General features: G+C 57.9%; 21 protein-coding genes and 2 pseudogenes. 6 read left to right on the top strand and 17 right to left on the bottom strand.

Going from position 1 to position 23,149, the window contains the following annotated elements; translation table 11 throughout:
- Positions 1-5 precede the first annotated feature (5 nt).
- Positions 6-1,361 carry an HlyD family type I secretion periplasmic adaptor subunit gene (locus AC07W7_RS06910; protein ID WP_495038982.1) on the top strand — a complete coding sequence of 452 codons (1,356 nt, stop codon included), beginning with the start codon at positions 6-8 and terminating at the stop codon, positions 1,359-1,361.
- Positions 1,362-1,445: 84 nt separating this feature from the next.
- Here the strand turns inward: AC07W7_RS06910 and AC07W7_RS06905 are convergent.
- From AC07W7_RS06905 to AC07W7_RS06870, 8 genes and pseudogenes are all read right to left on the bottom strand, one after another.
- Positions 1,446-1,760 (bottom strand): annotated as a pseudogene (locus AC07W7_RS06905) (transposase); the annotation flags it as partial.
- A gap of 29 nt (positions 1,761-1,789) precedes the next feature.
- Positions 1,790-2,884: a DNA polymerase IV gene (gene dinB / locus AC07W7_RS06900; RefSeq protein WP_495038981.1), complete on the bottom strand. Its 1,095-nt coding sequence runs from the start codon at positions 2,882-2,884 to the stop codon at positions 1,790-1,792.
- A complete protein-coding gene (locus tag AC07W7_RS06895; RefSeq protein WP_495038980.1) occupies positions 2,884-5,019 on the bottom strand; it encodes an Orn/Lys/Arg family decarboxylase in 2,136 nt (711 codons plus the stop codon). Before AC07W7_RS06895 ends, dinB begins: the two co-directional genes overlap by 1 nt.
- Complete coding sequence (locus tag AC07W7_RS06890) at positions 4,994-6,208, bottom strand: MFS transporter (protein WP_495038979.1); 1,215 nt, start codon at positions 6,206-6,208, stop codon at positions 4,994-4,996. The genes AC07W7_RS06895 and AC07W7_RS06890 overlap by 26 nt, the downstream gene beginning before the upstream one ends.
- A gap of 22 nt (positions 6,209-6,230) precedes the next feature.
- Positions 6,231-7,637, bottom strand: a complete 1,407-nt coding sequence (locus AC07W7_RS06885) for a coproporphyrinogen-III oxidase family protein (protein WP_495038978.1) — start codon at positions 7,635-7,637, stop codon at positions 6,231-6,233.
- A complete protein-coding gene (speD, locus tag AC07W7_RS06880; protein WP_495038977.1) occupies positions 7,621-8,010 on the bottom strand; it encodes an adenosylmethionine decarboxylase in 390 nt (129 codons plus the stop codon). The genes AC07W7_RS06885 and speD overlap by 17 nt, the downstream gene beginning before the upstream one ends.
- A gap of 523 nt (positions 8,011-8,533) precedes the next feature.
- Complete coding sequence (locus AC07W7_RS06875) at positions 8,534-9,142, bottom strand: tRNA-uridine aminocarboxypropyltransferase (protein ID WP_495038976.1); 609 nt, start codon at positions 9,140-9,142, stop codon at positions 8,534-8,536.
- 2 nt (positions 9,143-9,144) lie between these two features.
- A complete protein-coding gene (locus AC07W7_RS06870) occupies positions 9,145-10,038 on the bottom strand; it encodes a LysR family transcriptional regulator (RefSeq protein WP_076962997.1) in 894 nt (297 codons plus the stop codon).
- A gap of 161 nt (positions 10,039-10,199) precedes the next feature.
- Between AC07W7_RS06870 and speB the strand changes: the two genes are divergently transcribed.
- Positions 10,200-11,150: an agmatinase gene (speB, locus tag AC07W7_RS06865; RefSeq protein WP_169897461.1), complete on the top strand. Its 951-nt coding sequence runs from the start codon at positions 10,200-10,202 to the stop codon at positions 11,148-11,150.
- 52 nt (positions 11,151-11,202) lie between these two features.
- Positions 11,203-12,585, top strand: a complete 1,383-nt coding sequence (locus AC07W7_RS06860) for a sodium:solute symporter family protein (RefSeq protein ID WP_099168057.1) — start codon at positions 11,203-11,205, stop codon at positions 12,583-12,585.
- A gap of 428 nt (positions 12,586-13,013) precedes the next feature.
- Here AC07W7_RS06860 and AC07W7_RS06855 read toward each other — a convergent pair whose 3' ends face one another.
- From AC07W7_RS06855 to AC07W7_RS06840, 4 genes and pseudogenes are all read right to left on the bottom strand, one after another.
- Complete coding sequence (locus AC07W7_RS06855; RefSeq protein ID WP_495038975.1) at positions 13,014-13,616, bottom strand: peptidoglycan recognition protein family protein; 603 nt, start codon at positions 13,614-13,616, stop codon at positions 13,014-13,016.
- 254 nt (positions 13,617-13,870) lie between these two features.
- Complete coding sequence (locus AC07W7_RS06850) at positions 13,871-13,993, bottom strand: PA1414 family protein (protein ID WP_003210728.1); 123 nt, start codon at positions 13,991-13,993, stop codon at positions 13,871-13,873.
- Positions 13,994-14,132: 139 nt separating this feature from the next.
- Positions 14,133-14,240 (bottom strand): annotated as a pseudogene (locus tag AC07W7_RS06845) (LysR family transcriptional regulator); the annotation flags it as partial.
- A gap of 60 nt (positions 14,241-14,300) precedes the next feature.
- A complete protein-coding gene (locus AC07W7_RS06840; protein ID WP_076962992.1) occupies positions 14,301-15,137 on the bottom strand; it encodes a CvfB family protein in 837 nt (278 codons plus the stop codon).
- A gap of 334 nt (positions 15,138-15,471) precedes the next feature.
- Between AC07W7_RS06840 and AC07W7_RS06835 the strand changes: the two genes are divergently transcribed.
- From AC07W7_RS06835 to AC07W7_RS06825, 3 genes are all read left to right on the top strand, one after another.
- A complete protein-coding gene (locus AC07W7_RS06835; protein WP_007946007.1) occupies positions 15,472-15,651 on the top strand; it encodes a PFL_1563 family small protein in 180 nt (59 codons plus the stop codon).
- Between the two features lie 219 nt (positions 15,652-15,870).
- Positions 15,871-16,593 carry a TorF family putative porin gene (locus AC07W7_RS06830; RefSeq protein WP_495038974.1) on the top strand — a complete coding sequence of 241 codons (723 nt, stop codon included), beginning with the start codon at positions 15,871-15,873 and terminating at the stop codon, positions 16,591-16,593.
- A 66-nt stretch (positions 16,594-16,659) separates the two neighbouring features.
- Positions 16,660-17,526, top strand: a complete 867-nt coding sequence (locus tag AC07W7_RS06825; RefSeq protein ID WP_495038973.1) for a DUF6279 family lipoprotein — start codon at positions 16,660-16,662, stop codon at positions 17,524-17,526.
- On the opposite strand, the gene copD is transcribed toward AC07W7_RS06825, so the two are convergent.
- From copD to AC07W7_RS06800, 5 genes are all read right to left on the bottom strand, one after another.
- A complete protein-coding gene (gene copD / locus AC07W7_RS06820; protein ID WP_495038972.1) occupies positions 17,523-18,449 on the bottom strand; it encodes a copper homeostasis membrane protein CopD in 927 nt (308 codons plus the stop codon). The two genes, AC07W7_RS06825 and copD, sit on opposite strands and share 4 nt — an antisense overlap.
- A complete protein-coding gene (copC, locus tag AC07W7_RS06815; RefSeq protein ID WP_495038971.1) occupies positions 18,446-18,820 on the bottom strand; it encodes a copper homeostasis periplasmic binding protein CopC in 375 nt (124 codons plus the stop codon). The genes copD and copC overlap by 4 nt, the downstream gene beginning before the upstream one ends.
- Positions 18,821-18,872: 52 nt before the next feature.
- Positions 18,873-19,715: a copper resistance protein B gene (locus AC07W7_RS06810; RefSeq protein ID WP_169897458.1), complete on the bottom strand. Its 843-nt coding sequence runs from the start codon at positions 19,713-19,715 to the stop codon at positions 18,873-18,875.
- A gap of 10 nt (positions 19,716-19,725) precedes the next feature.
- Positions 19,726-21,543 carry a copper resistance system multicopper oxidase gene (locus AC07W7_RS06805; RefSeq protein WP_495038970.1) on the bottom strand — a complete coding sequence of 606 codons (1,818 nt, stop codon included), beginning with the start codon at positions 21,541-21,543 and terminating at the stop codon, positions 19,726-19,728.
- Between the two features lie 226 nt (positions 21,544-21,769).
- Positions 21,770-23,116, bottom strand: coding sequence for a DEAD/DEAH box helicase (locus AC07W7_RS06800; RefSeq protein WP_076962985.1), 1,347 nt, complete (start codon positions 23,114-23,116; stop codon positions 21,770-21,772).
- Positions 23,117-23,149: the final 33 nt, after the last annotated feature.

Raw genomic sequence — 23,149 nt, 5'->3', positions numbered from 1 at the left:
CCACCATGTCAGCCACTCCCGCGTCACCGGGCTATTTCAAGAGTTTTGGCAAAACCGCCGACAGCGAATTCATGCCCGAACTGGCGGGCGCTGCGCTGCAGGACTCGCCGCGCCGTTCACGGATTATCGTGTGGCTGACCGCCGGCCTGATCATCTGCGCCCTGCTGTGGGCCAACTTTGCCGTGCTCGATGAAGTGACCATGGGCGAAGGCAAGGCCATCCCGTCGAGCAAGGTGCAAGTGATCCAGAACCTGGAAGGCGGCATCGTCACCCAGATCTACGTGCGCGAAGGGCAGATGGTGGACAAGGGCGACAAACTGCTGCAACTGGACGACACACGGTTCCGCTCGAACAAGGGCGAAAGCGAAGTCGACCGGTATGCCCTCACCGCCCAGGTCGAACGCCTGTCGGCCGAGGCCGAGGGGCGGCCGTTCAAACTGTCCGATGAAGTGATCGCCAAGGCCCCGCAAGTGGCCGAGGACGAACGCTCGCTGTTTGAACAACGCCAGCGGCGCTTGAGCAGCGAGCAACGGACCTTGAGTGAACAATTACGGCAGAAAACCCAGGAGCTGGCGGAGTTCCGTTCCAAGCAGGGCCAATTCAGCTCCAGCCTGGCGCTGCTGCAACAAGAGATGAACATGTCGGCGCCGCTGGTGGGCACCGGCGCGGTGTCGCCGGTGGAAATCCTGCGCCTCAAACGCAGCGCCGTGGAGATCCGTGGCTCGCTGAACGCCACCACCCTGGCGATCCCCCGGGCGGAATCGGCGATCAATGAGATCAAGAGCAAAATCGACGAGTCGGTGCAAAGCTTCCGCTCGGAAGCGGCCAAGGAACTCAACGAAAAACGCACCGACCTGTCAAAAATCACCGCCTCGAGCATCGCCATCGACGACCGCGTCAGCCGCACCACCGTGGTCTCCCCGGTGCACGGGGTGATCAAGCAATTGAAGGTCAACACCATCGGCGGCGTGGTCCAGCCGGGCAGCGACATGGTGGAAATCGTCCCGCTGGAAGACAACCTGCTGATCGAGGCCAAGGTGCGCCCCCAGGACGTGGCGTTCTTGCATCCGGGGCAAAAGGCGATGGTCAAGTTCAGTGCCTATGACTACACCATCTACGGCGGGCTGGCGGCGAAACTGGAGCTGATCGGCGCCGATACGATTACCGACGACAAGGGCAACAGCTTCTACCTGATCCAGGTGCGCACCGATAAGAACCATCTGGGCGGGGAGAAAAAACCGCTGCTGATCATCCCCGGGATGGTGGCGACGGTGGATATTATTACCGGGGAGAAAAGCGTGCTGGATTACTTGCTCAAGCCGGTGCTGAAGGCACGCACGGAGGCGATGCGTGAGCGTTGAGGCTGAGCCGGATACGCGCTTGACTACACCGTAGACGCCCCTTGGGCTGCCACATAACGAGGGGCACTAGTTCCTCAGATGCTCCCTGAACAGTGCAGGATCGAGCAACCAGTGCTCCATATCGATCATTCCCTGAGCATTCAGGCGGGTTCGTAGCCGAACCAATACTCGCTCCAGCGTACCGTCGTCTTTCCAGTCACGATAACGCTGATACACCGTCGACCATGCTCCAAACCGCTCCGGCAGGTCACGCCATGCAGCACCGGAACACAAGATCCAGAATATCCCGTTGAGCATCAGCCGATCATCATGACGAGGTCTACCTGTTCTTCGTGGTGGAACCATCAGGTCCATGATTAAACTCCACGCCCAATTGGGAAGTTCGTAGCGCCTATTCATAAGTGTCTCCTTTCATTCGGGCGAGTTACCTACCAAGGAAAAGCCAGTTGAATATCGTTCTCGACCTTCCTTCGGACTTTTACCGAGAGCCCGATTAGCCGAACGGACCGGCCTTCGCGGCGGGTATCCCAAAGCAATCGACAAAGCGACGTCAAGGTGTGCAGGCAAAGGGCATTAGCAGGTGCTTGCATGGATGAAATCGAGAAATCTGAAAGTTTGAGTTTCACCAAATTCTTGGTTATCAAGTAATCATCACCCAACTCGGCAAGACGCTCCCTCAAGCCTTCCGATAAACATTCCAGCTCCATCAGGCAGTCACAAAGCGTTTCACAATCTACAGGCAGGGTTCTTTCAATTCCGACGGACTTAATATCGCTGCCCCGCTCGTCAGGCTCTTCGATACCCTGGCAGCGCTCCCAGACATAAAACCCATGCACGCCGAGATAACGCATCAGCGCCGGAATTTTCTCCTCGGTAATATCTTTGCATTGTCGGCAGCCCAGGTTTTGCAGCACGGCATAAGTCTTGGGGCCGACCCCCGGAATTTTACGAATATCCAACTCATCGAGAAATCCCTGGACCCGGCTCGGCGTAATGACAAACATTCCATTGGGCTTGTGCACTTGCGAGGCAATCTTGGCCAGGTATTTCAACGGCGCAACGCCTGCCGATGCCGTCAGCCCCAGTTCTTGCTGAACCGCCGCGCGAATATGTGCAGCGATATGGGTCGCCGACCCATTGAAGCGAGTTTGCCCGGTGACTTCCAGAGAAGCTTCATCCAGCGACAGAAACTCGATTTTATCGGTATAGCGCCGGAATATTTCGTCAAGCTTTCGCGTCACCGCCTCATAGGCCTCAAAGCGCGTTGGCAGCACCACTAAGTCTGGGCATAAGCGGTGCGCGGTCGCAGTTGCCATACCACTTTTGACCCCAAATGTCCGGGCGATATAGTTCGCGGTACTGATCACCCCGCGCTCAGCCACCGTACCGCCCACGGCGACCGGGCGAAGACGCAAATGGGGCGCGTCAAGGAGTTCGACGGAAACAAAAAAAGAGTCCATGTCGATGTAAATGAACTTGCGCTCGTTGGTGCCTGCCCTAGGCTGCCCGGTACGCATCGACATCAGACAGCTACGCCATCAAGCACGTGCACCTGCAAGGCCACCGAACCGCCATCACCCTGACGGTAATAGACACCCTGAAGATGGGGGGCAAACTCGGGATAGCAGTTAACCAAGGCCTGGACGGCCATCAGATAATCAATCAAAGATGCGTTCCAGAGCTCCCCAGGCACGATGCACATGATCCCGGGCGGATAGGGAATCACGCCTTCTGCAGCAACACAGCCTGCCGCGCAGCCAATATCAATGAGCCTGAACTGCCCACGTACAAAGGCCTGGTTTGCACTATGGGGCGTCAACATCGCGGGCACCGATACCATAGAGCTGAAGAGGTCCGATTGGAGTTTTTCAATCTGGTAGTGCTGGAACAAGTGGTTGATGGCACAGCACAACTCATGCAACGAAACGTCGGCATAACCCGGCTCCGCAGTTGCCAGCGACGGCAATACAGAAGTCGCCCCAGTGCCTTCGGCCAGCTCTCGCTCCAACCGCTCCAATGCACGCGCCACGCCAGTCAGTTGCGCAGCGCCGGAAGACGCAGATACCAGCAAGGTGAAGTTATAGAAGTCGGACTTTTCCGGTGTGTAGTTCATGTCTCGCAGATAGCGGGTAACAATGCTCGCGGGAATGGAAACATAGCCGGCATCGGCCGCAGCTTTACTCGCTCGAGTGGTGAACATAGCCTTGCACGGGTCCAGGTAGTGCAGACCCGCTTCGATTGAATTGGGGTGATGACTGACAGGACGAAAACCCTCGGTATAGGCCTCCACTGCATGCGTTGCCGCCGTCGCCACCCTTTGGCCGTAATAGGGCTTGATGATCCGGCAGCGTCGGCCAACCGCTCGCCTGAATTCGCAGGCCACAGCGACGGCGGCGCTCCATAGCCGCTGACCGTTGCCATTGGCATGGATGGCCGCATTGACCTCCAGTGACATGAACAGCGGATAGAACGGACTGGTCGAGGAATGCTGCATGAATGCGCTGTTGAACACAGCCCCTGAACAATAGTGCGGTTGAGACTGGATGTGCCTGTCCTTTTTATGGATTTGCGAGGCTTGAGAAAGGCCGGACATTTGTTTGTGGACGGACTGCGTCACGATGATGCCTGGCGCATTTGGCGAGAGTGGAATATGCAGCGGTGATCGCTGGGCAAGCGAATCGACAAAGGGTTCGTAACCCAACCACGCGGAATCGAACAGAACGTAATCGCAGAGGTGACCCATTCGTTGCAGTAACGCCCCGGCATCTACCACGACACCATCACAGGTGGCGTGCTGCACGATCGCCAGGCGAAATGGCCTTGGCTCCCGGGCCCTGATGGGGTCGATGCGTGCCGCCCTGGCTCTAAGCTGATCCTCGTGCAGGGCCCCCTTTCGGTACCCACCGAGTACCCCGCACTCGTCACGGAAGTTATCGAGGTATACGGCTCGCGCCGCGCTCTGGACTAGCGCCCCCAGATACACCGACTTGTGGTTGTTACGATCCATCAATACAAGGTCGCCGGCCGTGAGCAGCGCACTGGTGACAATCTTGTTGGCGGTCGAGGTGCCATTGAGGACAAAGTATGTTTCGTCGGCATTGAACACTTGGGCAGCAAGTTCCTCGGCCTGCTTGATGGGCCCCTCATGGCAGAGGACATCGCCTAGTTCGGGGGCTGCGTGGGGCACATCCACGTGAAAAACGCCGTCACCCAGCAGCGATTTGAAACGCCACCCGGCGGGATGCCCCTCCAGACACTGCCCACCTTGGTGACCTGGGCAGGCAAACGTAGGTCGTTTCCTTGAAACAAACTCAGCAATTGCCGAGCTGAATGGCGGCAGCGCTGTTGATTCAAAGTCTCTGGCGGCCTCCATGACACGGGCAATGGCACTCTTCGACAAAGGCAGTTGGAGCAGGATTGGCTCAAGACTGGCAAGCGCCGGCGGGAGCGCGTCGGGCTTAGGCCCCTGAAGTACAAACAGCGGAATCCGCCAAGTGCCGACACACTCCATCACACCGGGCCTCAAAGCGTCCTCCAAGTTTATAACGAGCGCGCTGGCCCTGAGCAAATCAGGGCATTGTGCAAACGCAACGACCGAGAGCCCCGACTGCTCGTCAAGGCACGCTGCCGGACTACAGACAATCGTTATCGGCATCATCTCTACCTAGCCTCCAACCCAATGGCGCAATACACAGCATAAAAGTCATACTGATAAACGTGGCCGGCCCGACAACCAGGAACATCAGGCTGGCAATAAGCCCCGACACGGCATCGCCAATGACCGCAGTGAAGTAGTACAAGGAAAAGTTCTTACCCACCTCCTGTGGCTTAGACAGGCATTGAATATTTGTGACAATTGCAATATCGACAAAGGCGCCGATAAAACCAACGCACAACAGCAAGCATAAGAATAGATAAGTGTTCAACTCTAGAGCGATGGCGGTGAGAAAAAAAAGCACGCCGTACAGTAACCAATAGCGAACGACCGCGCGCGCGCGGGTAATCGGGTTGAATTTCATATAAAGCATGCCGCCGGCCACCGTCCCCAATGCCAGCAGGGAATATATGTAACCCACGACGACTTCGGACTGAAAGCTCTGGATAACCGCCGCAGGCAATATGAAGCGTATGACCGACGTTGCAAACATCGCGCACAGCGTGGTGCAACAAATAACCGTAAACAACGGCATATTAAACTTGCGCAGCCTGCCGATATTAAGAGTGGCATCCTTGAAAGTGGCCCGTAGCTTTATCGGGACTCTCTCCGTTATCGGCGATGACAATAGCGTCAAGGCACAAGTGGCTGATACTAGTAAGCTAACGGCAAAAAACAAAAATACATAACTGGACGCCAACATCACTGTAACCAATGAAAATATCAACGGACCTATAATAGAAGAGACATCCTCAACCACTTGCACCCCACTATTTACAGCAGGCAAATCATCACCACTAACCACACCCGGAAAATAAGCGCGAAACGTCGGTGTATATAGACAATCCAGCGCCGTCATAAACATAGAGACCACGACCACTATTACGATAGTGGACTGACTAAACTCAAACACCCCGAACAACACCAACGCTACAATACACTTCAATAATTCAATAACGACAAGCGTGGTCTTTTTTTCAATATTGTCGGCCAGCCAGCCACCCAGCGGGGAAAACACTGCGCTGGGCAGGTAACGAAAAAAATACATGCACCCTATTAATAAAAGATCTGCATCAGCCAAGGTAACTACAGCTACAGCAAATGCGGTTTCAAATGCAAACTCACCGCTTTTTGAAAAAAAATAACCTGCCGAAAGTCGCCGAGTGGCGTGATTTAACATCAGTGCACGCATAGCCATCGCCTATTCAGTAGTCCTAACCTGCCGAATAAATCAGCTCATCCCGAGTTATATCTCGCCCATTAACACTAAGCCTTTCAAACACTATTTTCTTCAATATCTCTTGTTCACTTTCCGGAATCAGATAAAACATAATATTGCTGTACCACAGCCATCCCAACTTGGTCAGTTCAAAAGTTGTGGCGGTTTCAATAACCAGATCCGCTTCGATCAGTTCATTCATTCGTTGCAGCAATCCTTGGGGCAACTGACTCATCGCAATCTTGGATTTATGGATTACGCCATGATAAGGAAGCCGCAGGACAACAGGTTTGACCAGATCGAGCATCGGAGCATGCTCGCTAACCTGACAGATATACTCACCGGCAGTCATCCCTGCGATATATTGCTCACGCAACGAGGTATTGGTAATAACGTTTTGCGCAACTGAAGAGATAGCCCCAACACCGAAGCCCAATAAGTCGTGGTCGGTATATCCGTAGACGTGCTCGTGATAAATAAAGGAATACTCATGGGTTAGCAAAGGCGGTAGAGCTCCGGTGTACCGTACATACCCGTGCCCGTTATACGCAACATAGCCCTTATGCCGCATATGCTCGTCAATCATCAGTTTCATATTCAACTTACGCATGGCCGGAAAAACTTCGGCTGTGAGCGCCTTGATCTTTTTGTGGAGTTTGACCGATGTCACGACGTTGTTGATCGGATAAATATCAATATTACTAACGCCCAGTTCAACGGCCTTGTCAATATCCGCCAGGGTCTGAGCCTCACTGCTGCCATTCATACCGTACAGGATGTCGCATAAGACATGGTCGAATGTGGATACCAATAGATTGGCCGCACGATCGATTTGCGTTAAGTCTTCGCTGAGGTTGAACAATTTTCGCCAGCCAGGATCAACAGTCTGCAAGCCAAAACGCGCATGTGTGACGCCAATATCTGCGAGCGCAATACAACGCTCTCTCGTGACACTGGTAATATTGAATTCAAAAGAAAACTCCTCCACCGTCGACATATCGAAAGATCTATGTAAAGCCTCACCGATATCACGGATATTTTTTGGCGAAAGCAGTGAAGGTGTACCACCACCAAAGAAAATTGCTCTGATCGGTACGACTTTAAAGTCCATTAACTGGGATTTGTATTCGAGCTCTTTAATCAGCGCCTTGGTGTAACGATCAATATCCTCTTCGCTTTTGTACAACCCACGAGTGAATGGGCAAAATGAGCAAATAGCTTCGCAAAATGGTATATGAAAATAGAGTGCTCGAGAGGTCGCCTGAGTGTTGGCGCCTTTCAGCACGTCAGATAGTTTTGCTTCGCTGGGGCGAAAGACGTTCAGGGATTGCGAAGGAAAAAAGAAGTTATACAGCGGAAACTGGTAGTCAAATTTTATCAGCCCATTATTGACAAGTTTCATTTTCCACCTCCTGAATGAGAATAGCATTGCTTCCTCGGATCAGTGTTCGGGTGGCAACCTGCACGTCATTACCGAAAAACTCTCGTATCCCCTCGCTGATCGACACACTATGTGAACCACAGGTATAAACGTCGATGCTTATGTAGCGGTTTTCCGGGTAGGTGTGATAGGAAAGATGTGACTCGCAAAGTAGATAGAGCCCAGTCACACCCTCACCACCAACATTAAATTTATGCACCAGATGATTGAGCACCGTAAAGTGTGAGCGCTGTAACGTGCCGAGAAAAAAATTGTGCAGCGCAGGTGCATCTTTTAACAACCGGGCATCTGCACCGCTAATATCCCAAATTGTGTGATATCCATAGTCGTCCATATACACACTACTCCTAACCATAAGTTATGGAGCTCTCGTAAACAAAGAACAGGGAGGGAGCCCCCCCTATTCTTCCTCATGCTTACCAGAGGCAAACGCCTTTAGTGGTAACGCCCGTCACTTCAGTTTTAAACAAATCGATTGCAGAGTTCATAGCAAGATCCTTGTTCAAGTTAAAGTATTGCCCGGGGTTAACGGACACTTTAAAACTAGCAGGTCGCTTTTATCGACAGCTCCGAAAAATGTAAAAAAATATTTCATATCAAAGCAATATTAATCATTACAAAACAGCTACACTCAGCGCCATGAGCAACATGGTAATGCGATATGAATTTTCGCTCTCCCCATAGACGCTTCCAACGCTTACAAAAACCAACCAAAGAAATTTCCCACAGATAGTTTTCGTACAAACTTGAAAGTCAAATAATTAAAAATCCATATCCTACACATCAACCAGAAACTTCTTTCTTCCCTTACTCCGTAGTAGCCCTTAACACCAAAAAACGGCAGGGCATCAGGCGGCTCAATTATGAGGGCCCGCATCACCATGATTGCGCTGAAAAACCGCCTCCCCCATCGCCGCAATCTGCCCCTCGATCAACGCCTCGAACGGCCGCAACAACGGCTCGAATGACTGCGGCGCCTCCAGCACCTGCAACGCCTGCACAATCGCCTCTACTGTCGATAAAGCCCCCGGCCCCGGCGCCTTGCGCAGCCGGTAGCGAGACACCGCGCCCGCCGCCAGCGTCACCCGGGGCAACGCCGCCAGCAGCGGGTTGAGGTGCAGCAGCTTGCGCGCCTTGCGCCAGGTGCCGTCGGGCACTACCAACAACAAGGGTTCGTCGGATGGGCTGTAGGCCTGCAGCGGTTGCGCCTCTTCGGCGGGAAACAGCAGCCGCGCCTGATACCCCGGCGGGTTGAGCAAGGTGGGCAAGTCCTCGAAGACTTCACCCACCACCAGTTGCGCATTCATCAGGCCCAGCGCAGCCAGGCGCGCGGTATTGAGTGCATGGTTGACCTCGCTGGGATGCTGCAACAGCAACACCCGGGTGCGGCTGTCCAGGCTCGGGATCAGGGCACACAGGCAGTGAGTGGTCGGCCGCAGGCAGCGGGGGCATTGGGGTCTGGACATATTCAGGCCTGATTGAGCTGTGCTTTGAGTAAATCGCGGAAGGTCTGGATCAACGGCTCGCGGCTGCGCCCACGGCGCATGATCAGCGAAAACGGCGCCTGGTAGCCAAAGGTCGCCGGCAATAGCACCCGCAAGTCGCCTTTGTCGACCCAGGCCTGGGCGTAGTGTTCGGGCAAGTAGCCGATGTAGGCGCCGGACAGCACCAGGATCAACTGCGCCTCCATGCTTTCCACGGTGGCGGCGCTGTGTTTGAAGCCGTGGCGCGCCAGTTCCGCCTGGCTCCAGTAACCGCGCCCGACCATGCGTTGCTGGGTAATCACCGGTTCCGGGATGCGCCGCTCGCTGAACAGCGGGTGGCGCGAGCTGCAATAGAGCCAGTGCTGTTCGCGGTACAGCGGCATGTAGAGCAAGCCGCTCATGCGGTTGGAGAAGGCACCGATGGCCAGGTCCAGACGATTGTCCTGCACCCCCAGTTGCAGTTCGTAGGGGCTCATCACCGACAAGTGCAAATGCACCGCCGGGTGCTCAAGGCTATAGGCGCCGATGACTTCGGCGAATGGCAGGGCCTTGTCGCTGACGGTCGAATCAAGCACGCCCAGTTTGAGCGTGCCGCGCAGTTCGCCCTTGAGCGCCGCCGCGTATTGCTCGAAGCCCTCCAGTTCGCCCAGCAGGCGCAAGGTTTCCTGGTGAAACAACTCACCCTTGCTGGTCAGGCTGAAGCCGCCACGCCCGCGATGGCACAGCACCAGGCCCAACGCGCCTTCCAATTGGCTCATGTAAGTGCTGATGGCCGAGGTCGACAGGTTGAGCTCGTGCTGGGCACTGGCAAACCCTTGGTGGCGCACCACGCTTGCGAAGATGCGCAGCAGTTTCAGGTCGGGCAAGGCATTAGCCATGGGCGCTCCAGGCAAAAAATCAGCTGACAGGTCGTGTGGAGTCTACCCCAGGCATTAGTTCAGAAAAATCTGAACTAAGTATTTCCCCACAGCGATTCTTCCCTTGCCTGGCATTTCGCAGAATCGGCCTCTGATAACCACAACAACGATGAGGCACTGCCGTGGACAAGATTTTTCACCAACCACTGGGCGGCAACGAAATGCCGCGCTTTGCCGGCATCGCCACGATGATGCGCCTGCCCCACCTGCAAACCGCCGCCGGCCTGGATGCGGCCTTTGTCGGCGTGCCCCTGGATATCGGCACCTCGCTGCGCGCCGGCACCCGCTTCGGGCCGCGTGAAATCCGTGCCGAGTCGGTGATGATCCGCCCCTACAACATGGCCACCGGCGCCGCGCCGTTCGACTCGCTGTCGGTGGCCGATATCGGCGATGTGGCGATCAACACCTTCAACCTGCTGGACGCCGTGCGCATCATCGAAGAATCCTACGATGAAATCCTCAAGCACGACGTGATCCCGCTGACCCTGGGCGGCGACCACACCATCACCCTGCCGATCCTGCGGGCGATCCACAAGAAGCACGGTAAGGTCGGGCTGGTGCATATCGATGCCCATGCCGACGTCAACGACCATATGTTCGGCGAGAAAATCGCCCACGGCACCACCTTCCGCCGGGCCGTCGAAGAGGGCCTGCTCGATTGCGACCGCGTGGTGCAAATCGGCCTGCGCGCCCAGGGCTATACCGCCGAAGACTTCAACTGGAGCCGCAAACAGGGGTTCCGCGTGGTCCAGGCCGAAGAATGCTGGCACCACTCCCTCGCGCCGTTGATGGCCGAAGTGCGGGAAAAGGTCGGCGGCGGCCCGGTGTACCTGAGTTTCGACATCGACGGCATCGACCCAGCCTGGGCGCCCGGCACCGGCACCCCGGAAATCGGCGGGCTGACCACCATCCAGGCGATCGAGATCATCCGTGGCTGCCAGGGCCTGGAGCTGGTGGGTTGTGACCTGGTGGAAGTTTCGCCGCCCTACGACACCACCGGCAATACCTCGTTGCTGGGTGCCAACCTGCTGTACGAAATGCTCTGCGTGCTGCCTGGCGTCACGCACCGTTGATGTAGCGCGCCACCTGATCAGTCAATAAAAACAATAACTGGAGAGCGCCACCATGGCCCTGGATCTATTCATCGTATTTATCTACGCCGCCGGCATGCTCGTGCTCGGCTATTTCGGCATGCGCCGCGCCAAGACCCATGAAGACTATCTGGTCGCCGGGCGCAACCTGGGGCCGACGCTGTACATGGGCACCATGGCTGCGACGGTACTGGGCGGCGCGTCCACGGTGGGCAGCGTGCGCCTGGGTTATGTACATGGCATTTCCGGTTTCTGGCTCTGCGCAGCGCTAGGTACGGGGATCATTGCGCTGAACCTGTTTCTCGCCAAACCCTTGCTCAAGCTGAAAATTTTCACCGTGACCCAGGTCCTGGAGCAACGCTACAACCCCACGGCCCGCCAGGCCAGCGGGCTGATCATGCTGGCCTATGCGCTGATGCTGGCGGTGACCTCGATCCTGGGGATCGGCACCGTACTGCAAGTGATGTTCGACCTGCCGTTCTGGGCCGCCATCCTGCTGGGCGGTGGCGTGGTGCTGGTGTATTCGACCATCGGTGGCATGTGGTCGCTGACCTTGACCGATATCGTGCAGTTCGTGATCAAGACCGTCGGCCTGATGTTTATCCTGCTGCCGATCTGCCTGTACCGCGTGGGTGGCTGGGATGAACTGGTGGCCAAGCTGCCGGCAGCCAGCTTCAGCTTTACCAGCATCGGCTGGGACACCATCATCACCTACTTCATGATCTACTTTTTCGGCATCCTGATCGGCCAGGACATCTGGCAACGGGTGTTTACCGCCCGTGACGCAAAGGTCGCCCAGTATGCGGGGACCTTCGCCGGGTTCTACTGCATCCTCTACGGCCTGGCCTGTGCCCTGATCGGTATGGCCGCTCATGTGCTGATCCCGGACCTGGACAACGTCAACAACGCCTTCGCCGCCATCGTCAAACTGTCGTTGCCCGACGGCTTGCGTGGCCTGGTGATCGCGGCGGCGCTGGCGGCCATGATGTCCACCGCCAGCGCCGGCCTGCTCGCCGCCTCCACCGTGCTAACCGAAGACCTGCTGCCACGCCTGCGCGGCGGCAAGCAGTCGAGCCTGAACATCAACCGCCTGTTCACCCTGCTGACCGGCATCGCTGTACTGGGTATCGCCCTGGTGGTCACCGATGTGATCAGCGCCTTGACCCTGGCCTACAACCTGCTGGTCGGCGGCATGCTGATCCCATTGATCGGGGCGATCTACTGGAAACGCGCCACCACCTCGGGCGCGATCAGCGCCATGGCATTGGGGTTTGTCACGTCCCTGGTGTTTATGATCAAGGATGGTTTGGAGGCCAACACCCCGATCTACTACAGCCTGGGCGTGAGTGTGGTGAGTTTTGTGCTGGTGAGTGTGCTGTCGCGGCGGCCAGAGGCCACGGCGGCCGACGTGGCTTGAGTCAAGCTTGCTTGAGCGGGTGCGACGGGGGGCGTCGCATCCGTTTTTTGTTTAACTCCCAGGGCTTTCAAACAGGTCGCCGCACTCGTCACAAGCAAAGTACTGCTCTGCCGCCGAACACCGGATGACCCCAGTGGCTCCCGCCCTCACCTGCCATGTACATATATGCCCGTTGTACTTCAGGTTGCCCTCCAGATAACAAGGCGCCCACTCGTAACGGTCATGCAGGGTGCGGCTATCAATCTTCGACGCCCGTTGGAAAAACGCCTGCACATGGCTTGGGTCGAGGGGCACGTCAGAAGGCCGGCAACTCTCGGGCTCCTGGGATTGGAAGCTTGAGATAACAATATTTTCAAGGTTGGGGGCGTGCAGATCCGTACATCCCGCAAGAACCAGTAATGCACCTATCGGCCACGCTTTGATGGTTATCATTCCCACACCGCACTACTGGCTTCACCCGGGTTTTTATAGGATATCTGCGGGTGCCTGTAGACATCACCCGAGGACAGGTTGAAATGAACATATAACTCGTTGACGAGCCATTGAAGGGATTGGTTTTGCACGAGGGTAACGGTCTCATACCGAGAGGTATCCAAGTGTTTGCCCACCAATTCGATGCCAATAGAGTCGGAGTTCACAGGATAGCGTTCAGGGTAGCTTTTTGCTCGCTCATATGCGTCCAACGCCTTGATCTGCGCAGTCCACGATAACGCTTGAATGCGGGCCATCTGAGCGCTGTCACATGATTTTTTATCAATTGCCAGACACTTCGAGCGAATGAGCTTTCCAACGTGGTAGCAGCGTTTTTTCAAGCTAGCCGTTTGGTAAATAAAGCCATTTTTATCAATCAGAAAGTGCGCACCGCTGCCTTTGGCGAGGTAACCGTTGAACGTATGTTGCGCCGTAGGTGCATCCGTCTGGTGGACAACTAAAGCATGTACCGTCTGCAAATCCCCATGTTCAATCGCGTAAAACCGACGCAGTACCACTTTGTCGGAAACCAGCATTCCATCATTGTTAACAAACGACATAGCCCTGTCTTCCTTCCTTGAAGAGAGCAGGAATATAAAGCGTCCAAATACGAAAAAGGTCGGGGGAGCAGACAAAAGGAAACGTCCGACCAGAATACTTCCAGGGTCAGACAAAGCGAGCGCAACTTAATTTAGAAACCGGGTCTTCGACTGGTGCGCAGCCATCACATACAAGCGCGCCCACCCACCGTGTTCCCGGGACAGTATGACGAGCAATCGCGCCCAAACACCAATGTCTGAGCGCTTTTCCGGGCTTACCTGCGACGCGGGCGGCGCTGTTCGTCATCGGTGCGGATAGGCACCGGTTGCAGCGGTGGCTCGATCAAGCCGAGTGCGACGCCGAGGTCGTGCAGCCAGTTTTGCAGTTTCTCTTTCATGGTGCCCCCTTTGAGGGTAGTGCCGAGCAGCTGGAATTCTGTGGCTGCTTCCTACAGATAGTAGTACTAAGTCCCACGTAATGCTTGCCTGAAACCGCAACGAACCATTACTGAATTGATACAAATCCTGACGGGGCGGTCAGGCAAGCGCCCGGGTCTCTTGTACAGGCCGCGCCTTGCCCGCTTGCTGCCGCTCAATCCATGCATTGAGATTAGCCCCAAGCCTGCCTTTGCGCCACATCAGCCAGGGGGCATGGGCAACAATCGACATGCAGTCCGATAGTAGCGGGCTTACGGCAAGGGGCAATCAGCTCAGTTCAATGCGGTCGGCATGAATCACGATCTGACCCTGCTTGTACAGCGCACCAATGGCCTTCTTGAAGTTACCCTTGCTCACGCCAAACAAGTTGCTGATCACGCTCGGGTCGCTCTTGTCGCTGACCGGCAAGCTGCCGTTGTTTTCCCGCAACTTGGCGAGGATCTTCGAGTTCAGGCTGGACGCCGCTTGCTCGCCGACCGGTTGCAGGCTCAGGCTGATATTGCCGTCGGCGCGGATTTCCTTGATGAACCCCTTCTCTTCCTTGCCCGGACGCAGGAACTTGAACACTTCGTTCTTGTGGATCAGGCCCCAGTGCTTGTTATTGATGATTGCCTTGAACCCCATGTCGGTGGCTTCGGCAACCAGCAGGTCGACTTCCTGGCCCACGGTGTAGTTGGCTGGCGTCTTGTCCAGGTAACGGTCCAGGCGTGCCGTGGCGGTGATGCGTTTGGTGTGTTTGTCGAGGTAGACGTGCACCACGCAGTACTCACCGGCGGTCAGTTGGCGCTTTTCCTCGGAGTAAGGCAGCAGCAGGTCCTTGGGCAGGCCCCAGTCGAGGAAGACCCCGATGCTGTTGACTTCAACCACTTTCAGGCTGGCAAACTCGCCCACCTGCACTTTTGGTTTTTCAGTGGTGGCGATAAGTTTGTCATCGCTGTCCAGATAAATAAAAACGTTAAGCCAGTCTTCATCTTCACTGGGAATATCTTTGGGAATATAACGATTGGGCAAAAGGATTTCGCCTTCTTGCTCACCGTCCAGATACAAACCAAAGTTAGTGTGTTTAACCACTTGCAAACTGTTGTAGCGCCCGACTAAAGCCATTTCCAATACCCTCATTGCGTGGGCGGCATTCTACCCGAGTTGAAGGCGGCGGTCCCGTGTCCGGGCGCGCAACCCTGAAAAAACGCGGGTTTGCCGGGCAGTGGTCGGCAATTGCCCCGCTCGTCAGGTCGAGCCCCTGCCGTGCTGCGATGGCCAGGGGCTATTTTTGCCCATGGGTTTCTATTTAAAACAGCGAGTTAGGGGCTCGACCAAAGACCAACTTCGGGCATTTATAATCGCGCCGCTTATTCCTGGGAGATATTTACCAAGCAATTGTCAAGCATTTCATGTACGATGCCTGGCCAAGTTAATTTTCTACAGGTTAGTGGCCGCCATGCGCGTAAAAGCATCCAACAGCAAAGCAAAGCCAGCTCCCGCCGTTGAAACCAGCGAATCGATCAACAACCAAATCGCCGCGTTCCTCAAGTCCGGCGGTGAAATCCAGCAGATCGCCAAGGGCGTGAGCGGCCAGACCTTCGGCCCGTCCAAGCAGATCACTCTGGGTAAGAAGTAAGCGCGCAAAGCCGCCTACGCACCCCACCTGGTCCCTAAGCGCCTTGCCTATCAAGGCGCTAGGACTAGAGCCAGCAACATCCCCCCGACACACATTCAACCACGCCAATCGACGAACGGGCCTCAATCCCTGGCTTTCGCCGGTATGCTTGCACACGTCTAGACCGGGCGTTTGCCCGATTCCTTCGGTTACTGCTCCTCGCTTTTCATGGAGTGATGCATGCTCAAAACCTGCATTTTCCTGGTCAGCGCCCTGCTCGCCAGCCCCCTCGCCCAAGCGCAGGTTTTCCAGCGTGAACTGGGCGACGTCGACTTGAAGCTGGGGACCACGCCCAGCCGCAGCATGGCCCAGGGCCTGGTCAAACCCACTGCCCCGGGCAGCAATGCATTCCACGGCGGGCTCGACCTCACCCACGCCAGCGGCCTGTATTTCGGCCAGTTTTCACCGAGCATGGGCCTGTCGCCTGCCAACAACCTGGAAGTCGACTCCTATATGGGGTTCAAGCGCCCGTTCGACCAGACCCTGGGCTATGAACTGGGGATGATCCACTACAGCTACCCCAAGCTGAGCCCCCTCGACAGCCAGGCGTTCTACGGCGGCTTGAACCTACTGGGCAATCGGTTTGGCGTGTCACTGGGCAACGACCCCGACCGCCGCGACAGCACCCTGTTTGCCGACCTGGGCGGCACCCAACCGTTTGGCATTGGCGTGAGCATGAAGTACACCACTCATCAGTTAGGCGCCCCGGCCTCGGTGGAGGGCGGCTCGATCCGTGGCTTCAGCGATTGGTCGGTGAAATTCTCCCGACCGTGGATGGGCATGGACCTGGACCTGATCTACAGCGACTCCAGCCTCAGCGGCAGCGACTGTTCGGCCTACTCTGGACACAATTCGCAATGCGATGGCCTGTTGACCCTGAAGGCCGAGCGGTCGTTTTATTGATGGGCTGAACTGTCACGCCCCCGGCGGGTTCAGATAAACATCCCTGGTCTGCGCAAGGACTCGCCCATGCTGCGTCGGTTAAGAATCCTGGTGGCCTTGCTGGTCCTGAGCCTCCTGCTTGCCGGTTGCAACCGCGTGGGCCTGGCCTACCGCAACCTCGACGTGATCATCCCCTGGACCCTCAACGACTACCTGGACATGAATGCCGGGCAGAAAAGCTGGTTCAACGACACCCTCAAGGAACACCTCGCCTGGCACTGCACCACCCAGTTGCCCGGCTACCTGGGCTGGCTCGACCGCCTGCAACAGATGGTCGTCCACCAGCAAGTCAGCGATGTCGCCCTGCAAACCCGCACCCTCGAAGCCAAGCAGGCAATCGCCGACGTCGCCCGGCAAATCACCCCATCGGCCATCGAACTGCTGCGCGGGCTGGATGAGCAGCAGGTGCGCGAGATGGAGGCAGCGCTGGCCAAGGACCTGCGCAAACGCCAGGACGAATACCTCAAGCCGCCCCTGGAGCAACAGATCAAGGACCGCAGCACGCGCATGAGCAAACGCCTGGATGCCTGGTTGGGCCCGTTAAGCGCCAGCCAGCAAGCGCGGGTGCTGGCCTGGTCCACCGCCCTCGGCGCGCAGAACCAGCAATGGATCGGCAACCGCGCCCAGTGGCAGGCGCAGTTCATCGCGGCGGTCCAGCAACGGGCCAGCAACGATTTCCCACGCAAGATGGAGCAACTGCTGGTAGACCGTGAAAGCCTGTGGACCGCGGACTATCGCCAGGCCTATGCCCAGACCGAAGCCGCCGCCCGCAGCCTGCTGGTGGACGTGATGGCCCAAAGCACGGCGCAGCAACGCCAGAAGCTGGTGCAGAGAATCGATAAGGTGCGCAGCGACTTCCAGTCCCTCAAGTGCCTCAAGGGCCGCGCAGCCTAGTCGGACGACATCGGGCCCAATGTCCCCAGCCCTGCCACCAACCCCAGGATCAGCAGCACCGCGCCAAACTCCAGGCTCAAACTGCGGCGCAGGGCACGACAGGCCATTGCCTGCTCGCCGGTCTCCACCGCCCGCAGCAGGAGCGGGCTCAGATGGAAGCGGTTGAGTGCCGCCATGGCCAACATCACCCCAAACAACGCCAGTTTCAGGCTGAATAAAATGCCGTAGGTGCTCTGGGTAATCCCGCCCAGCGTCGCCCCGACCACCAACAGGTAATTCACCACGCCAGTGACTATCAACACCGCTACCAGCACCGCGCCGACCACCTCAAAGCCGGTCAGCGCCCTGGCCAGGCTCCTCACTGGCGCAATGTCCTGCGTGTTTCCAGGCAGCAACAGCAACCCAAACGCCGCCAATGCCCCGAACCAGGCGCCGGCCGCCAACAGGTGTGCGCTGTCGGCCATCAAGTGCCAGACGCGCAGCGCCCCGTCACTCATCGCGCCGTGACCGGCCCAGGCCAGTGTCGCCAGGGCGACCCCGGCGGCCCAGGTCGCCAGCCATAGACTGCCGGTGGGCCATGCCGCACCGGTCATAACAGCCAGCACCGCGATCAACAACGCCCCGATACGCAGCATCCAGGTCAAGCCCAGCTCGGTCTGCCACAGCATCATCTGCACATGCGGCCCAAGGGCCTGCCACGCTTGCTCGCCGCTCATGGCCCGCGTCATCACCAGCAACGAAGCCATTGAAAGCAGCACACCCAGGATGGCCGTGCCGGCCAGCCAGCCCTTGATATTCAAGACCACACCGGACACTCGTTCCGACGCCTTCAAGCCATACAGAGCAAACAACCCCAAGCCAAACAGCAGCATCAGGTCCAGGTACAACGCAAACCGCAAGGCGATACCCAGTAAGTCACTCATGGCTGGACGCTGAACACCACATTACCGGTGATGGGATGGGTATCCGACGACACCGCACGCCAGTCCACCCTGTAGGTCCCGACCGGCAGCGGCGCCGTGGGCTTGATCAGCATCACCTTGGGATCGCTGCCGCCCGACACGCTGGCCTTGACCGACATGGGCGAATGGGCCATGCCGGGCATCGCGGTCATGATCAGTTTGGCCCCGGAGAACTGCGTTATCAGGTTCTCCGAAAAATGCAGCTCGATGGTTGCGGGGGCAGCGCCCTTGGCCCCGTCGGCTGGCGATGAAGACAACAACGTCGGATGCGCCAATACCGGCACGCTCATCAACAGTCCAGCACACAGCGCAACCGCTTTAAACACAGACATGCAAGGCTCCTGGCCGCTCATGACGGCAGGTTATTAGTAAAGTGGTGTTCCATCAGAACCACAGGCGTACACCCAAGACCCAGCGCACCTCGTTGCGGTCCTCGCCCTCATCCCTGGCGTATTCGGCCGTCTGGCCGTAGGCGCGATTCCAGGTCACGCCGACATAAGGCGCAAACTCACGGCGGATTTCGTAGCGCAGCCGCACCCCGAGCTCGGTGTCTGCCAGGCCGGAACCGATCCCGCGCCCGGGGTCGTTTTTCCCATAGAAGTTGGCTTCGGCGGTGGGCTGCAAGACCAGCCGGTTGGTCAGCAAAATGTCGTAGTCACCTTCCAGGCGCGCGGCGCTCTGGCCGCCTTCACCGACAAACAGCGTGGCCTCGGCTTCAAAGTTGTACAGGGCCATGCCTTGCAGGCCGAAGGCCGCCCACGTCTGACTGTCGCCTGGCTTGAAGTCCTGGCGCATACCGGCCACCACATCCCACCAGGGACTGATGGCGTGCCCCCATAACGCCTGGACCTCGGCCTTTTCGGTCTTGCCCTTGGCGCGCTCGCCCTCGGTGCGCAACCACAGGCGATCAATATCGCCGCCCACCCAGCCGTTGACATCCCACCCCAGGGCATTGCCATCGTCGGAGCCCTGCCATTCCAACTGATTGATGACAAACAACGAGTTGAGACCGCTGTCATGCACCTTGTGCCCACCCGGTGCGTTGTAGACCGCTGCACGGTCTGCGTCGGTCAACACCGGGATCGGCGTGCGACTGTGGCTGGTGGCCGCCGGCTTGGCGGGCGCCATGCCCTGCATCTGGCTGTGATCCATGGTTTGAGCAGTGGCCAGCGCCACCGGTGCACAGGTGGCGATCAGCAGTGCAACAGGTCGAAATAGATGGTTCATGGTCGGCTCCTCACTCTTGCACCCGGACTTCACGGAACATGCCCATTTCCATGTGGTACAGCAGATGGCAGTGGAAGGCCCATCGCCCCAGGGCATCGGCCGTCACCCGGTAGCTGCGACGCGAGCCCGGCGGCATGTCGATCGTGTGTTTGCGCACCATGAACTGGCCGTTTTCGTCTTCCAGGTCGCTCCACATGCCATGCAGGTGAATCGGGTGGGTCATCATGGTGTCGTTGACCAGCACCAGCCGCACCCGCTCGCCATACGTCAGCCGCAGCGGCTCGGCATCGGAGAACTTCACCCCATCGAAGGACCAGGCGAACTTCTCCATATGGCCGGTCAGGTGCAACTCGATCGTGCGGCCGGGCTCGCGGCCATCGGGGTCTTCAAAGGTGCTGCGCAAGTCGGCATAGGTCAGGACCTTGCGTCCGTTGTTTCGCAAGCCAATCCCCGGGTCGTCGAGCTTGGGCGAGGTGCTCATCGCCTGCATGTCCACCAGCGGGTTGTTGCTTTCGCTGGCCGGATGGCTTTGCATCGGCATCGACATCCCCGCCATCGCGCTGTGGTCCATGCCGGGCATCGCACTGTGGTCCATGCCTGCCATGCTCTGGCCATCCATGCCGGACATGCCTTGCATCGCCCCGCCGTCCATCCCGGTCATCTGTCCATGGTCCATGCCCGGCATATCGCCCATGGCGCCGTGGTCCATGCCGCCCATCCCCATATCGTCCATGGTCAACCAGGGGCGCGGGTCCAGCGCTGGAACCGGCGCCAGCAATCCCGGCTGGCGGCTGAGGGTGCCGCGTGCATAGCCGGTACGGTCCATGGCTTGGGCAAACAGGGTGTAGGCCGCCTCGCTTGGCTCGACGAGCACGTCATACGTCTCGGCCACGGCAATGCGTAACTCATCCACATTGACCGGCTTTACCGGCAAGCCATCAGCCGCCACCACCGTCATCTTCAAGCCTGGAATACGCACATCGAAGTAGCTCATGGCCGAGCCGTTGATAAAGCGCAGGCGGATTTTCTCACCGGCGCGAAACAGCCCAGTCCAGTTTTGCGCAGGGGCCTGGCCGTTCATCAAATAGGTGTAGGTGGTGCCGCTGACGTCCGCCAGATCCGTGGGGTTCATCTTCATTTGCGCCCACATCAGGCGGTCGGCAGCCGTGGCCGACCAGCCCTTGTCGGCCACATCCTTGATGAAGTCGCCCACGGTGGGTTTATGCAGGTTGTAGTAATCGGACTGTTTCTTCAGGGTTTTCATCAGGGCGGCGGGATCTTCGTCGGTCCAGTCGCTGAGCATCACCACGTAGTCACGCTGGTAAGTGAAGGGTTCGGGCTCCTTGGGGTCGATCACCAGCGGGCCGTAGACCCCTTGCTGCTCCTGGAGCCCGGAGTGGCTGTGATACCAGTAGGTGCCGTGCTGGTTGACCTTGAACTGGTAGACATACACCCCGCCCGGCTCGATCCCCTTGAAACTCAGCCCCGGCACACCGTCCATGTTCGCCGGCAGGATAATGCCGTGCCAGTGGATCGACGTCGGCTCCGCCAGGCGATTGCGCACGCGCAGGGTCACGGTATCGCCCTCACGCCAGCGCAGCAGCGGGCCCGGCAAACTGCCGTTGATCGTCAACGCGGTGCGCACGTTACCGGTGATATTGACCGGGGTCTGGCCGATAAACAGCTCAAACTCGCTGCCCGCCAGCACACCCGGTTGCCCGGGGCTGGCCAGGGCCCAGACCGGCGGCCGCCACAGGCCCGCGCCGCCCAGCAGGCTGGCCGCAGCCAGGCCTTTGACGAAGGTTCGTCGAGAAGTGTTGGAGTACATGCCGATTCCGTTCCCGTCAATTGAATGACCGCAGAGTAGGGATCGACGCCTGTCAGTTGGCTTAGTGCCAGATTACCGATTTGACAGTTTCAACGGGCCCGGAGGCGATTGAGCTGAACTTTCTGCTGGCCGGCACGGCTCAAGGAACTGAAGGAAACGGCGGCCAAGGCGAAAAACTGAGGGCATAAAAAAACCGGACATTGTCCGGTTTTTTATGGCGCCACTTTTATTCAGCAGCCGGTGCTTCTGGCTTGCGGCGCTTGAGCGGCGCCATGCCGTCCTTGCTGACCAACGACAGGTTGTCGGTCTTCGGCCGGTTGGCGATCTTGCGCTTGGTCGGCGCCTTGGCACCGGTTTTTTTCTTGTCGCCCTTGGCGTCGACCTTTTTCTTCTTCACGCCCACAGCCTTGCCCGAGGCCTTGACCTTCTTCGGCCCGCTGTAGGTGCCTTTGACTTCCTTGATGGTACGGCGCTCGAACGACTGCTTGAGGTAGCGCTCGATGCTCGACATCAGGTTCCAGTCGCCATGGCAGATCAGCGAGATGGCCAGGCCATCGTTGCCGGCACGCCCGGTACGGCCGATACGGTGCACATACTCGTCGCCGCTGCGCGGCATATCGAAGTTGATCACCATGTCCAGGCCTTCCACGTCCAGGCCGCGCGCGGCGACGTCGGTGGCCACCAGGATCTTCACGCCGCCCTGCTTGAGGCGGTCGATGGCCAGCTTGCGGTCCTTCTGGTCCTTCTCACCGTGCAACACAAACGCCTTGTACTCCTGAGCCACCAGGCGCCCGTAGATACGGTCGGCCATGGCCCGGGTGTTGGTGAACACAATGGCCTTCTGATAGGTCTCGTTGGCCAGCAGCCAGTTGAGGATCTGCTCTTTGTGCACATTGTGGTCAGCGGTGATGATCTGCTGGCGGGTGGTCGAGTTCAGGTCGCTGACGTTATTGACCTGCAGGTGCTCGGGGTTGTTCAGGACCTTGGCGACCATCTCGCGCAGGGTCGAACCGCCGGTGGTAGCAGAGAACAGCATGGTCTGCTGGCGGTTGACGCACTCTTCGACCAGGCGCTGCACGTCGTCGGCAAAGCCCATGTCGAGCATGCGGTCGGCTTCGTCGAGCACCAGCACTTCGACTTCCTTGAGGTCCAGGTTGCCGGCGTTCAGTTGCTCGATCATCCGCCCCGGGGTGCCGATCAGGATATCCGGGACCTTGCGCAGCATGGCGGCCTGGACCTTGAAGTCTTCGCCACCGGTGATCAGGCCGGACTTGATGAAGGTGAACTGCGAGAAGCGCTCCACTTCCTTCAAGGTCTGCTGGGCCAGCTCACGGGTAGGCAGCAGGATCAGGGTCTTGATGCTGACGCGCACCTTGGCCGGGCCGATCAGACGGTTGAGGATCGGCAGGACGAAAGCGGCGGTCTTGCCACTCCCGGTTTGCGCCGTCACCCGCAGGTCACGCCCTTGGAGCGCGAGCGGGATGGCCGCAGCTTGCACAGGCGTAGGCTCGACAAATTTAAGCTCGGCCACGGCTTTGAGCAGGCGTTCGTGCAGGGCGAATTGGGAAAACACGGGTGCTACCTCGAAGAAATACAAAAAATCAGC

This window comes from Pseudomonas sp. GW821-FHT01D09, from assembly GCF_059422465.1.
The sequence above is the reverse complement of the archived record's forward strand: the minus strand, read 5'-3'. Positions and strand labels throughout refer to the sequence as shown.